Origin of the sequence: Zwartia hollandica (assembly GCF_019923725.1) — a bacterium.
Lineage (GTDB): Bacteria > Pseudomonadota > Gammaproteobacteria > Burkholderiales > Burkholderiaceae_B > Zwartia > Zwartia hollandica.
Map to the genome: position 1 here is coordinate 58,509 of NZ_JAHXRI010000006.1, position 13,184 is coordinate 71,692.

The following is a 13,184-nucleotide window of genomic DNA, read 5'->3' on the forward strand; positions in this document are numbered from 1 at the left end:
ATGTTATTGAAGCTTGATGTTGTTGTCTTTAATCACTTTACCCCAGTATGCCGTTTGATCCACGAGCCATTTCTGCATGGCGACCGGGTTGTAAGGAACGCCTTCCGAGCCAAGCTCTGCGAAACGCTTTTGTACTTCGGGTTTGGCGACGACTTTCATGATGTCTGCGTTAATCTTGGCCACAATCTCTGGCGGGGTGCCCGCTGCAGTGACAACACCTTGGAACGAACCCGTCACAAAGTCTGGTGAGCGTTCAGCGATGGTCATGGTGTCGGGAATTTGCCCAAAGCGCTTCGGGCTAGCAACGGCGATTAACCTGAAGTTTCCTGCCTTAACCATTGGATAGGTGGCCAAAAAGCTATTCAACGTCGAGTCAATCTGACCACCCGCCAAGTCGCTCACAACTTGCGCGCCACCCTTGTACCCAATAAAGTTGTACTCAAAGCCAAGGCTCTTGCTCAAGACGACGCCAGCCAAATGGGTAGATGTGCCCAAGGTCACGCCAATACTGACGGGATTCTTTTGAGCTTTCGCGTATGCAATAAACTCGTCGAATGTTTTCACCGGCATCTGATTCTTCACCACCAGAATGTGTGGTGAGTAAGCCAAAATGGCGACCGAGGTCAGCTCCTTTGCAGGGTTGTAGGTCATCTTATCCATCAAGCTTGGCGTCATCGTCAAGATACTTAGATCAGCGACAAGCATGGTGTAGCCATCTGGTTTGGACGCGGCCACGTATTGCCCACCAAGGTGACCCGCCGCGCCCGGCTTATTCTCGATCAGCACCGTCTGCTTCCACAGCTCGGACAACTCTTTACCAACCAGACGTGCCAAAATATCGGATGCCCCTCCAGCGGGAAACGGCACAACGAGTTTGACTGGTTTATCTGGGAAATTTGTAGCGGCACCTGCTTGCGAAGCGGCAGTATTTGGTAATGCCATAGCAGCCACAGTACCAATGCATGCGATGGCACTTAACGTGCGCTCAATAACGGCTTTTATCAACATCATGTCTCCTGTTGTATTTTGTTTGGAGTAATTGAAGCGTCGGTACGCCATAGGTCGTATGCTGCACGCTCTGCTTAGTCTAGTCCCACTTTTCGTAAAACATTGATGTATCGCGTGAGCATTTACAAGCTCAAACTTATACTAATATCTTAGGATTCCAGTGTCAAAGTTGAGGTATTACATGTTTTTTGCGCTACACCGCTTCCAATCACTTCGCTATTTTCTGAGTATCGTCATGAGTGCCTTGCTTGTTTGTGCTGCAAACACAGCGTACGCTGAGTCACGCGAGGCACTTGAGCGCGACTCAAAAAACGCGTTGAACAATCTACTCGCTCAAAATCAAATCGCGAAGGATTTGAATGCGCGGGCTGCTGCAGTGCTCGTTTTCCCTAGCGTCAAAAAGGCCGGCCTGATGGTTGGAGCACAATATGGCGAGGGCGTTCTTTGGCGTGATGGTAAAGCAACTGCCTTCTACAACACCGGCGGGGCCTCGTTTGGGTTTCAAGCGGGCGTGCAGGAATATGGCTATGCCATGTTCTTTATGAAAGACAATGCGCTGAATTCGCTGAATGTGACGCAGGGCTTCGAGGTCGGAGTCGGCCCTAGTGTTGTCGTGATCGATCAGGGAATGGGCGTCTCACACACGACAACAACCATGCAAAACGATATCTACGCCTTTGTCTTTAGCCAGAAAGGGCTGATGGCAGGGGTAGGCATTCAAGGCAATAAGATCACGCGTATCAATAAATAGTTGTCTATCCATGTCCGCACCTGAGCTAAAACTGCCGCCACTGCCCGAAGGCAGACATTATCGCTTTCACGCGATGATCAAGCCATCAGGTGCAGAGTGCAATATCGATTGCGACTATTGCTTCTATCTGCACAAGACGGATCTGCTCGAACATCCTGCCCATGCTCGCATGAATGGCACAACGTTGGAGCAACACATCCGGCAGTACATTGAGAGCCAAACTGGTGACCAAGTTGTCTTCTCATGGCAGGGCGGTGAGCCCACACTGATGGGGTTAGATTTCTTTCTCCGGGTCGTTACTTTACAAAAAAAGTATGCGAAGCCGGGTCAGCGTATCGAAAATGATTTACAAACAAACGGTATTGCGCTTGACGACACGTGGGTCAAATTTCTAAAAGAGCATCATTTTCATGTGGGCCTTTCAATCGATGGGCCTCGTGAACTTCACGACACCTATCGCAAGACTCGCAACGGAAAATCTACCTTTGATTTGGTGATGGCCGCTGCGCGAAAGCTGAGCGATGCTGAGGTCCCATTTGCGGCACTGTGTGTGGTCAACCGCGCGAATGCGAAGCATCCAAAGGAAGTGTATCGATTCTTGGTAGACGAGTTAGGTACTTGGCGTGTGCAGTTCAATCCAGCAGTCGAACCCGCCACATTTAAGCAAAGCGCACCAGGCAGGCTAGACAAATCCACAGCCCCTATGCAAGACAGCCCCCGCGCAAAGCCTGGTCATCCGCTTTCAATTGTCACAGACTGGTCTGTCGATCCTGACGAGTATGGCACCTTTCTATCGGGAGTTTGGGACGAGTGGCTCGCGACAGACTTTGGACGTATTCATGTCAATCTGTTCGAAACCGCCATCGCACAAGCCGCTGGAATGCCGGCTCAGACCTGTACGCAGGCCGAATTTTGCGGTAAGGGTCTCGCAGTAGAGCACGATGGCGAAGTCTACTCTTGCGATCACTTTGTCTATCCAGCATATCGAATCGGAAACATTCACACAACGCACCTGGGTGATCTCGCCTTCTCAGCAGTACAGAAAGAGTTTGGCATGAACAAGCGAAACTCCTTACCGAAGCAGTGCCATGGCTGTGACTACCTCAAACTGTGCTGGGGTGAGTGCCCAAAAAATCGACTGATCAAAACGCGTGATGGTGAGCCCGGCTTAAATTATTTATGCTCTGGACTCTTTCATTTTTATCAGCACATCGGTCCCGATGTCATTCGTATCCTGCGACAGCTCGGCCACTTGCCTCGCTGACATTGCGCCCACTGCCGCACCTGAAGGACAGGCCTTCTATGTTTAAGTTTCAGAATCTTATTGCAGCCGTTGTAACCTTTACCATGAGCGCGCTTGCATATGCACAAGCTGAGCGGCCTACAAACCTTCATATTTTTCTGCCACACACTGAGCCCAAAGGGGTCGTCATCGCATTACATGGGTGCGGTGGTTTGTTGTCTAGCGCCAAATCGCGAGCGTCTGAGCTGTCTGCTCGTCATGCCAGTATGGCAAAGCTCATTACCGAGGCCGGTTGGATCGCATTATTCCCTGATAGTTTCTCACCGCGCGGGCGTCGAGAAATTTGTACTCAAAAGTTTTCCGAACGCACAATTAATAGTAGCCACCGAAGACTAGACGCATTAAAGACTGCCCAATGGGTACGTGAGCAGAAATGGTCTGGGGAGGAGCCATCGCGGCCTCTGAAGACCGTCATTCTAGGCTGGTCTCACGGCGGCTCAGCAGTGCTCCAAACCATCGAGCGCACACAACGCGGCGAACCAGCCAAAGGCCTTATCGATCAAGCAATCGCATTTTATCCCGGCTGCTCTGAGCAGCTAAAACGTGGCTATAAAACGAATATTCCACTGACGATGTTCTTGGCAGGCAAGGATGACTGGACAGCGCCTCAACCATGTATCGAACTTGGCAAAAGTGTAGGCGCGACAGTCTGGGTTTACGAAGAGGCCTACCATGGGTTCGATAGCCCTATTGGCAAGGTCCAGTTTCGACCAGAAGTTCCAAATGGAGTCTCACCTGGGCAAGGCGTGCATTCAGGTCCCAACCCGGAAGCAAGGGAAGACGCCTATAACAAGCTGAGATCGCTGTTGCGCCAATTGGAAACTCCCTAGGTCTACACCGTACGCTAGCGAGTCTGTTTCTTATGCAGGATCTTCATGATCCCCTGCCCATACATGACCTGCTTATCGTTGACGGACAAGGTGCCACGCAAAAAAATTAGAGACGATGTTTTGCGCACAACTTCACCACGTGCAACGATGAAGTCACCAGCAACACTTGGTGCAACAAAATGCGTATCAAGATGAATCGTTGTGCAGGGCTGCTGGTCATTGGCGGCCCACGCGATCATGCTCACAGCTTGATCTAGCAAAGTGACTAGCATGCCTCCATGCACAACACCAACACCATTTTCATGCCTAGGCTCAACGAGCAAGCCGTATTCCCATCCGTGGCCTAAGGGCCTACTCCACAATGGGCCCACCTCCGCGAAAAAACCTTTGCTTTTGAGAGACTTCCAGCCCTGCGTAGCGGGGTCGAACGTAGAAGACATTGTGAGATTTTCCTTAGTCGAATTTTGGTCGGACCAATAGCCGAGCCTCTTTTTGCATAGCCGTGACTAACTCTAACTGCTGCGACTTGGTGAGTTGATCAGCAAGACTCGCACACACGATGGTCTGCGCTATGCGATCTGCATCATCTAGCACCGGCACCGCTGCGATATGTAGTCCAGCAATATAGGTGTTTCGATCGATGCTGTAATGATGCTTCTGGGCGAAGACTACCTCCTTGTACCAAGCCTCGAAATCCATCGGTTTATCCCATCGCAATTTCTGGAAACGCCGCTTGAGCTCAGGCATTGGCTGTCCACCGAACGCAGCGACAAGTCGTCCAGTCGCACTGAGCAATGCTGGGAATACGCTGCCGACATCCACATGTAATCGAAACGGCAAGCTTGATCGAGAAAGTGCAACCACCACCATCTGCTCTTGATCGGTCACGTCAACGCCAATCGCCGTCACTCCCCACTTTGAGGAAAGCCGATCGAGCCCAGACTGAACTGTTAATGGAAAAGCGTTTGCCTCGCGTGCACTGCGCGCAAGGGTGAGCACTCCCATTCCTAGTCGGTACCGCTTGGTGTCGCGATCGACGGATATTAGTTTTTCATCGACCAGGGTGCGCAAGATATGCAGGCAAGTGCTGGGGATCAAGTCCAGGGCCTGGGCGATTGCATTAACGCCCATAGGCTCCTTCACTTTGCCCAATAACCGCAAAATTGCGATTGCTCGGGAAACAGCGGGAACGGCCCTTGTGCGCACCACTGGCTTGGGCTGGGGCGTTGCCGCAGGCCGCTTTGTTGTTTGCTTAATCATATGCATTATCATAATCATTTTATTGTACTAATACAATAAGCGTTCTTATTTGACAATAATAGAGTGTCTCGTTACATTGAGTCATCCACCGTGTCACCCTACCGTGCGACTAAACATGACTCGCCTCACCGAATACACGTCTTACGCCGATGCTCAGAAATTTTTTTCCTCTGACAAGCTATGGGAGCTTTTTGATGGCGACCGGCAGAAGCTAAACATTGCGCATGAGTGCGTTGATCGCTATGCGGCCTCCAAGCAAACCGCCGTAATTGTGGTTCGCGCAGACGGCCCTGACGAGGTTATTTCTTACCAAGAGCTTTCGCAACGGTCTTCGCAAGTCGCACATTTTCTGCAAGCTCGTGGCGTCGAACCCGGCGACCGAGTGGCTGTCATGCTCGAACCCTCGCTTGCTTTTTACGCGTCTATCTTCGGCATCATTAAGGCCGGCGCCATTGCAGTTCCCCTGTTTACGCTTTTCGGTCCCGATGGGCTACGACTTCGTCTGCAGGACTGTTCACCGGCTCTTCTTATTACCAACGCCGAGAAGATGGAAATTGTCGATCCATCAATGCGTAAACGTTCAGTGTTAGCAGATGCCACTTTTATATGCCATCTCGATGATTACTCCGGGTCGTTTCAGGCCAGCACCCTTGCGGAAGATTATGCGATCTTCCAATACACCTCAGGTACTACTCGAGAACTTCCTGAAGCGGTCCGGCACAAGCACCGTTCAATCGTCACGCTGATGGTTGCAGCGCTATACGGGACAGGATTGCGACCAGGCGATCGCTACATGTGTCCCTCCTCACCGGCATGGGGACACGGACTCTGGCATGGAACGCTCGCCCCCATGGCACTTGGGTTAACGGTAGGTGCCTTTGCCGGAAAATTTGATGCCAAAACTCTGTTGCGAGGGCTGCAAGAGCATCAATTTACGAATATTTCAGCTGCGGCAACGCACTATCGCATGATGAAAAACTCGGGCGTGGCGAAAGAGTATCGGTACGCCCTAGAAAAGATGTCTTTTACTGGTGAGCCGATCGACAGTGCGACAGAAGATTTTATTGAACAAACCTTTGGCCTACCTGTATGCAGTATGTACGGGACGACCGAAATAGGTGTGATTTTGGTTAGTTACCCCGGCGCAGAGGACTTTACCGTCAAGCGCGGCTCTTTGGGCAAAGCCATCCCTGGGGCGCAAGTACAAGTGCAAGATTCGACGGGCAATCCCTGCCCACCCGGGGTGTCGGGTGACTTGATGGTTTGGCGCAAGGGCCAGTGGCTTGCAACAAAAGATCTCGCACGCGTTGATGCTGACGGGTACTTCTTTCATGGTGGCCGAGCAGACGATGTCATTATTTCTGCTGGCTGGACGATGAGTGCGGTCGAAATCGAAGATGCAATCCTAAAACACCCCGACGTCAAAGAGGCGGCTGCAATCGGCGTGCCCGACACGCTGCGCGGACAGGCGGTCAAAGCCTACGTCGTGTCTTCACGCAAGGGAGATGACTTGTTCCGAAAGGAAATTCAAGATCTTGTGCGTAATGGCTTAAGCCAACACGAATACCCTAGGCATATTGAGTTCCTTGCGGAGCTACCTAAAACACCAGCAGGCAAAGTTCACCGCAAGAAATTACGGGAAGCTCATGCGGTGCATCTCGCGACCGCATCGACGCCTTGATTAACGAACCACTTACAACATTCATCATTTTTAAATGATCTGGAGATAGGCATGTCATCATCACCCGCCGGGCAACGAAACTTTCCAAAGATTACGCAAGAGGGTCTTGATGACCTAAGACGACGTATTGGCGTCAAGATCGGCGCAACGGCTGAGCCTTGGTGCTACGAGGCGACCCGGGATAACATTCGACACTATGCGCACGGTATCGGTGACGACAATCCGCTGTGGTGCGACCCAGCCTATGCTGCGAAAACGAGCCACGGTGGCATCATCGCGCTTCCAAGCTTTTTGTACTCGACGAGTCGTATCGTTTCGGGGTATGTCGGTGGCTTGCCCGGTGTACATGCAATGTGGTCTGGCTCAGACTGGACGTGGCATAAGCATGCGCAGCGTAATGACGTAATCAGCACTGAAGCATATCTTAAAGATTGCATCGAACATGAAACACGCTTCGCTGGCAAGGCCGTTCAGCAAATCTATCATGTCGACTTCTTCAATCAAACAGGTGACAAGCTTGCCGAGGCGGATAGCTGGTGCTTCCGTACTGAGCGCGATCACGCACGTGAAAAAGGCACAAAATATAAGGCCCTTGCGGAGAAAGGAGAGGTTGCTTACTCAGACGAGGAAATCAAAGAGGCCTACAAGCTGTACGCGAATGAAGAGATTCGAGGCGCAACACCACGATACTGGGAGGATGTTGCCGAAGGTGAAGAACTTCCCGTTTTGTTCAAGGGACCGATGACCGTTACGGGCTTCATTGCCTATGCACAAGGCTGGGGTGGCCTGTACATCCGCGCAAATAAATTGGCCTGGCAGCTGATTGATGCACACCCAGGCGTAGGCATCAAGAATCGCTTTGGCGTGCCAGACGTGCCCGAACGTGTGCACTGGGAAGAGGAGTTTGCTCTTGAAGTCGGAGCGCCAGGCGCTTATGACTACGGCCCAGAACGTAGTTCTTGGCTCACGCATCAACTCACAAACTGGATGGGCGACGATGGATTCTTGCGTCAAGCCGACTGTAAAATTCGTCGGCATAATCCAGCAGGAGATATGTTGTTTATCAAGGCAAAAGTCACACGCAAGTACAAAGAGGGCGACAGGCACCTCGTGGCGATTGCACAAGAGGCACATAATCAAAATGACGAGCTGTCTGTATTAGGCTCCGCGATCGTTCAACTTCCAAGTCGAGGCTAAGTCCTATGAACGTCCCCATACATCCTCACGCATGGTTAGATCGCGATCATGCAACAGGGTCCGTGGCGGGCGTACGCATCCTAGATCTCTCCAGAGTTGTCGCAGGGCCACTCTGTTCACAAATGTTGGCGGATCACGGTGCTGACGTGATTAAAGTTGAGTCGCGGCTTGGCGATGAAACGCGACACTTAGGCCCGCCCTTCATTGAGCCCGGACAAGCTGCCTATTTCTCTGCATTAAATCGGGGAAAGCGGAGCCTCGAACTCGACTTGAGCAAACACGACGATCGCGCCGTGATTGAGGCACTCTTGGTTCAAGCCGATGTACTGATTGAAAACTTTGTTCCAGGCACGATGGAGAAATGGGGCCTAGGTTACGAGGCATCTCTATCAAAGAAGTTTCCACAGCTCATTTATTGCGGCATTTCTGGTTTTGGCGCAGTGGGCCCGTTGGGGGGGCAACCCGGTTACGACGCAGTGCTGCAGGCCATGTGTGGCCTCATGAGCATCAATGGAGACATCAATACTGGACCCATGCGCACCGGCATACCGATTGTCGATATTGTGACGGGATATAACGCTTTTGCTGGCATCACGATGGCTCTGTTGGCGCGCGCACGAATCGGTCACGGTCAACGGGTTGATGCCACGTTGTTTGATACTGCGCTTAGTCTACTGATCCCCCATGCAGTGAACTGGATGGCGTCAGGAAAGACTCCAGGCTTATGGGGCAATGCCCATCCGAATATCCCAACCTACAACCGATTTGATGTGGGTGATGGGCAAATGTTTTTAGGCATACTGAACGATGCACAATTCGTTAAATTCTGTAAGAAGATTGGTCGTGACGATCTTGCAATAGACCCGCGCTTTCAAACGAACATGAGTCGAATTGAAAACCGCGAAGTGTTGCATCAGGCAATGGATGAAGCGCTCAAACCATTTACACGCGCTGAGCTTTGTAAGAGTTTGATGGATATCGGTATCCCAGCCGGTCCGGTTCACAATGTCGCCGAAGCACTTGAACAAGCCCACGTCGTGGCGCGCGACATGCGGGTCAAACGCCCTGACTATCAAGGCTTAGGGCTGCCTATCAAGCTGTCGGCTACCCCCGGTCAGCCCGGGCGCAAACCACCTAAGCTTGGCGAGCACAACCCAGAAATTCTGAAGCGGGATAAGCCCGATTGATCGCCTTGTAGGCGCTTCCTTCACTAGGGAAAGCGAGCGGTCCTAAGACCTACCAAGGGCGTTTAGAATTATTTATCAGTCAATTCTACTGAGCTAATGGAGACAACATGAAAAAAAATCTTACTCGCAGCTTATCCCTTGCACTTACGGCTAGTGTGCTGGGTTATGGACTCATGACCGCAGACGACGCCTCAGCACAAAGCAAGTGGCCAGAGAAAACCGTCCGCATGATCGTTCCCGCTCCTCCTGGTAGCGCACCAGACGGACAAGTCCGTCTGATTAGCCAAAAATTAAGCGAGATGTGGGGTCAACCTGTCGTTGTAGAAAACATTGTCGGTGCTGGTGGCCTCATTGGTGCCGATCGCGTGGCAAAGGCCGCCCCGGATGGCTATACCTATCTCTACAACACCATTGGACCAATCGCGGTTGCACCGAGCCTGATGCCAACTAAGATGTCCTTCAGTCCCGAAAAGGATTTGATCCCCGTTAGCCTGGCAACTAAGACACCGAACTGGATCACGGTACTACCGACACATCCAGCAAACAACATTCAAGATTTGATTGCCCTGGCAAAAAAGAATCCTGGCAAAATCCGTTACGGAACAGCAGGTCCCGGCACGACTCAACATTTGACAGGGGAACTGCTGAATCTCGTGGCTGGAATTGAGTTGGTGGGCATACCCTACAAGTCAAGTGCACAGATGACAACCGACGGGCTAGGCGGGCAGATTGATCTTTTGATTCATAACACTCCCGTACTGTTGCCACATTTGAATGCTGGCAAATTGAAAGCCCTTGCAATCACAAGTGACGTTCGGTCTTCGACCCAGCCAAATGTTCCAACCATGATCGAGTCTGGTGTTAAGGGGTTTGAGATTACCGCTTGGTTCGGCTTTATGGCACCGACGGGCACCCCTAAAGTAATCGTTGACAAGGTCTCTCAGGATGTTGCAAAAGTTTTAGCGATGCCCGACGTCAACAAACGCATCGTGGATCAAGCCACCATTGTCGTGGGCAGCACTCCCGAGCAATACGGCGCGTTCATCAAAGCTGAAACTGCGAAGTGGAAGGATGTGATCATCCGAACAAAAATGACTGCCGACTAAGTAAAAAACCAATTGCACCAATATGGTGCAATTGGTTTCCCTCTTCTGGCGCATCGCTCTGATACGCCGCTCAATTCCCCACTGCTTTCCCATTAGCTAGCCCCATACGGGCTGGCATGGGATTTGCTTGAGTACCTCCCGAAGTCCTGATTTTCCGTCAAATCTTTGGGGGCTCTATGACTACCTTCTACACACGTACCGCTACCTCGCTATCTGCCGCCGCCATGTTTGCCGCCTGCAGCTTGGGCGCAAGCGCCTTTGCACAATCAACACCAGCCGCTGTTCCAGAAGCTGCAGCACCTGGGCCGTTCACCGCAAACCTCACGCTTGTAAGCGACTATCGCTATCGTGGCATCTCCCAATCAAACTTTCAGCCGGCTATTCAAGGTGGCTTCGACTACGCGCACTCCAGTGGCTTCTACATCGGCAACTGGAACTCTTCCATTAGTTGGATCTCTGATGCCGCCTCCACGCTCGGCAATAGTGCCTCGGCACCGATCGAAATGGATTTTTACGCAGGCTTTAAACACGAATGGTCCAAAGGGTTTGCTGCAGACGTTGGTGTACTCCAGTACTACTACCCCACCTCTAATTTATCTGCCTTCGCAACAAACCCCAACACAACTGAACTCTACATCGCCCAGAACTTCACCTTCAATGCCTTCACAGGGTATGTGAAATTTTCGTATGCCGTCACACCTCTTTTTGGAGCCTTCAATAGCACCGGCTCTAACTATACGGACCTAACCGTTAACTACGACACTGGCGTGTGGGGTCTTTCTCTGAACGGACATGTAGGTTATCAAGCCGTTGCTGGTCGTGTCGCAGACGGCAGTGTTTCAAACGCCAGTCTCTTTTCCTATACCGATTGGAAGCTTGGCGTGACAAAAGACTTCGGTAGCGGCTTCGCAGGTGCCGTTGCGTACGTCGGCACGAATGCAAAAAACGGGGCCTATATGAACCCCAACGCACAAAATCTTGGTAAAGCGGGATTCCTGATCTCGTTGACCAAAACGTTTTAAATCTCAGGGAGCTACTCGTGAAACTAATCACAGCAATCATAAAAAACTTCAAACTTGATGAGGTTCGTACTGCACTATCTGGCATCGGCGTCTCAGGTGTCACCGTCACCGAAGTTAAAGGGTTTGGTCGTCAAAAGGGCCACACTGAGCTCTATCGTGGCGCTGAATACTCGGTCGACTTCCTACCGAAGATAAAACTGGAAGTCGCCGTGTCGGACGACTTAGTTGAGACCGCGATTGATGCGATCGAAAGATCCGCCCGTACCGGAAAAATCGGTGACGGAAAGATATTTGTCTCGCCCATTGAGCATGTGGTCCGCATTCGTACCGGTGAAACCGGTGCTTCAGCACTTTAAACATGAGGTGTAACGTGTCTAATACTATTAAAAATCTACTCGCAACGGGTCTGCTTGCTGCGGCAACTTTACCCCTCACAGCGGTGGCAGCAGCGCTTGAGCCAAACAAGGGTGATACCACTTGGATGTTGATCTGTACGGCGCTGGTCATGCTCATGACTCTGCCAGGTTTGGCACTTTTTTACGGCGGTCTCACCCGCAGCAAAAACGTATTGTCGGTATTGGTTCAGTGTATGGTGGTCTTTTCGTTGATCATCGTTCTTTGGTCCATCTATGGCTATAGCCTTGCGTTTACCGAAGGCAACGCTTTCATTGGCAAATTTGATCGCCTCTTCCTTAAAGGACTCACACCAGAATCCGTTGCAGCAACTTTCAGCAAGGGCGTTGTCATTCCTGAATTGATCTTTATGGCCTTTCAAGGTGTATTTGCCACAATTACCTGCTGCCTGATTGTCGGTGCTTTCGCGGAGCGTGCAAAATTTGCAGGCATCTTAGTATTTATGGTGATCTGGTTCACGTTCTCGTATCTGCCGATCGCTCACATGGTTTGGTCCTGGCCTGGTCCAGACGATATCAAGGATGCAGCATCGCTTGAAGCCGTGACCGCCAAAGCTGGTTGGTTGTTTCAAAAAGGCGTATTAGATTTTGCAGGCGGTACCGTTGTTCACATCAACGCAGCAATCGCTGGCTTGGTTGGCTCTTTCGTGATCGGCAAGCGCATTGGATTCGGTAAAGAGCCGATGAAGCCACACAATATGGTTCATGTGATGGTGGGTGCATCTTTGCTGTGGTTTGGTTGGTTTGGTTTTAATGCTGGCTCGGCACTCGAAGCGAACGGTACTGCTGCTTTGGCCTTCGCAAACACCTTGTTAGCAACCGCCGCAGCCGTATTGGGTTGGACCTTTGCTGAATGGGTATTGAAAGGCAAGCCTTCCATGCTGGGCGCCGCCTCAGGCTGTGTGGCTGGCTTAGTTGGAATTACTCCTGCGGCAGGCTTTGTCGGACCAATGGGTGCGCTGGCGATTGGCGCCGTTGCCGGCTTTGCTTGCGTGTGGGGCGTCAGTGGCCTCAAGCGCATGCTTGGCTCCGACGACAGCTTAGACGTCTTCGGCATTCACGGAGTTGCCGGAATTCTCGGTGCAATATTGACGGGCGTATTTGCAGCACCAGCTTTGGGCGGCACTGGAATTTTTGATTACATCACCAATGCGGCATCCCCAGAGTACTCAATCCCTGGTCAAGTATGGCTTCAGACGCAGGGTGTACTCGTTACCTTGGTTTGGTCTGCTGTCGTTGCGTATATCGCCTTTAAGATCGCGGACATGTTGTTTGGTATCCGTGTGCCTGAAGATCAGGAACGCGAAGGTTTGGATATCAATTCGCACGGCGAATCTGCATACGAAAACTAAAGCCTAGCGCCGCGCATTCCCGCGCGGCGCATCGCTTGTTCGCCCGAGCCCTGCTGTAGCTGGATTCGGGCGAA

13 protein-coding genes are annotated in these 13,184 nt (G+C 51.5%); 10 read left to right on the forward strand and 3 right to left on the reverse strand.

Annotated features, from left to right (window positions below; genetic code table 11):
- Window positions 1-3 precede the first annotated feature (3 nt).
- On the reverse strand, window positions 4-1,011 hold the full coding sequence (locus tag KZZ10_RS03535; protein ID WP_259660130.1) for a Bug family tripartite tricarboxylate transporter substrate binding protein: 1,008 nt from the start codon (window positions 1,009-1,011) through the stop codon (window positions 4-6).
- Window positions 1,012-1,243: 232 nt separating this feature from the next.
- Between KZZ10_RS03535 and KZZ10_RS03540 the strand changes: the two genes are divergently transcribed.
- From KZZ10_RS03540 to KZZ10_RS03550, 3 genes are all read left to right on the forward strand, one after another.
- Window positions 1,244-1,759 carry a lipid-binding SYLF domain-containing protein gene (locus tag KZZ10_RS03540; RefSeq protein ID WP_259660131.1) on the forward strand — a complete coding sequence of 172 codons (516 nt, stop codon included), beginning with the start codon at window positions 1,244-1,246 and terminating at the stop codon, window positions 1,757-1,759.
- Window positions 1,760-1,769: 10 nt separating this feature from the next.
- The gene (locus tag KZZ10_RS03545) at window positions 1,770-3,023 is read left to right on the forward strand and encodes an anaerobic sulfatase maturase (RefSeq protein ID WP_259660132.1); all 1,254 of its coding nucleotides are present in this window, start codon (window positions 1,770-1,772) and stop codon (window positions 3,021-3,023) included.
- An 83-nt stretch (window positions 3,024-3,106) separates the two neighbouring features.
- The gene (locus KZZ10_RS03550; protein ID WP_259660133.1) at window positions 3,107-3,892 is read left to right on the forward strand and encodes a dienelactone hydrolase family protein; all 786 of its coding nucleotides are present in this window, start codon (window positions 3,107-3,109) and stop codon (window positions 3,890-3,892) included.
- Between the two features lie 14 nt (window positions 3,893-3,906).
- Here the strand turns inward: KZZ10_RS03550 and KZZ10_RS03555 are convergent, their stop codons facing one another.
- Window positions 3,907-4,332 carry a PaaI family thioesterase gene (locus tag KZZ10_RS03555; RefSeq protein ID WP_259660134.1) on the reverse strand — a complete coding sequence of 142 codons (426 nt, stop codon included), beginning with the start codon at window positions 4,330-4,332 and terminating at the stop codon, window positions 3,907-3,909.
- Window positions 4,333-4,345: 13 nt separating this feature from the next.
- A complete protein-coding gene (locus KZZ10_RS03560) occupies window positions 4,346-5,152 on the reverse strand; it encodes an IclR family transcriptional regulator (protein ID WP_259660135.1) in 807 nt (268 codons plus the stop codon).
- Window positions 5,153-5,267: 115 nt separating this feature from the next.
- On the opposite strand from KZZ10_RS03560, the gene KZZ10_RS03565 reads away from it, so the two are divergent.
- From KZZ10_RS03565 to amt, 7 genes are all read left to right on the forward strand, one after another.
- Window positions 5,268-6,833, forward strand: a complete 1,566-nt coding sequence (locus KZZ10_RS03565) for an acetate--CoA ligase (RefSeq protein WP_259660136.1) — start codon at window positions 5,268-5,270, stop codon at window positions 6,831-6,833.
- 51 nt (window positions 6,834-6,884) lie between these two features.
- A complete protein-coding gene (locus KZZ10_RS03570; RefSeq protein WP_259660137.1) occupies window positions 6,885-8,030 on the forward strand; it encodes an FAS1-like dehydratase domain-containing protein in 1,146 nt (381 codons plus the stop codon).
- A gap of 5 nt (window positions 8,031-8,035) precedes the next feature.
- Window positions 8,036-9,217 carry a CaiB/BaiF CoA transferase family protein gene (locus KZZ10_RS03575; RefSeq protein ID WP_259660138.1) on the forward strand — a complete coding sequence of 394 codons (1,182 nt, stop codon included), beginning with the start codon at window positions 8,036-8,038 and terminating at the stop codon, window positions 9,215-9,217.
- Between the two features lie 107 nt (window positions 9,218-9,324).
- Window positions 9,325-10,323 (forward strand): Bug family tripartite tricarboxylate transporter substrate binding protein, encoded by a 999-nt coding sequence (locus tag KZZ10_RS03580; protein ID WP_259660139.1) that lies wholly within the window; start codon window positions 9,325-9,327, stop codon window positions 10,321-10,323.
- Window positions 10,324-10,499: 176 nt separating this feature from the next.
- Complete coding sequence (locus KZZ10_RS03585; protein ID WP_259660140.1) at window positions 10,500-11,345, forward strand: TorF family putative porin; 846 nt, start codon at window positions 10,500-10,502, stop codon at window positions 11,343-11,345.
- Between the two features lie 17 nt (window positions 11,346-11,362).
- Window positions 11,363-11,701, forward strand: a complete 339-nt coding sequence (locus KZZ10_RS03590) for a P-II family nitrogen regulator (protein WP_259660141.1) — start codon at window positions 11,363-11,365, stop codon at window positions 11,699-11,701.
- 14 nt (window positions 11,702-11,715) lie between these two features.
- On the forward strand, window positions 11,716-13,110 hold the full coding sequence (gene amt, locus KZZ10_RS03595) for an ammonium transporter (protein WP_375372531.1): 1,395 nt from the start codon (window positions 11,716-11,718) through the stop codon (window positions 13,108-13,110).
- The last annotated feature ends 74 nt before the right edge of the window (window positions 13,111-13,184 follow it).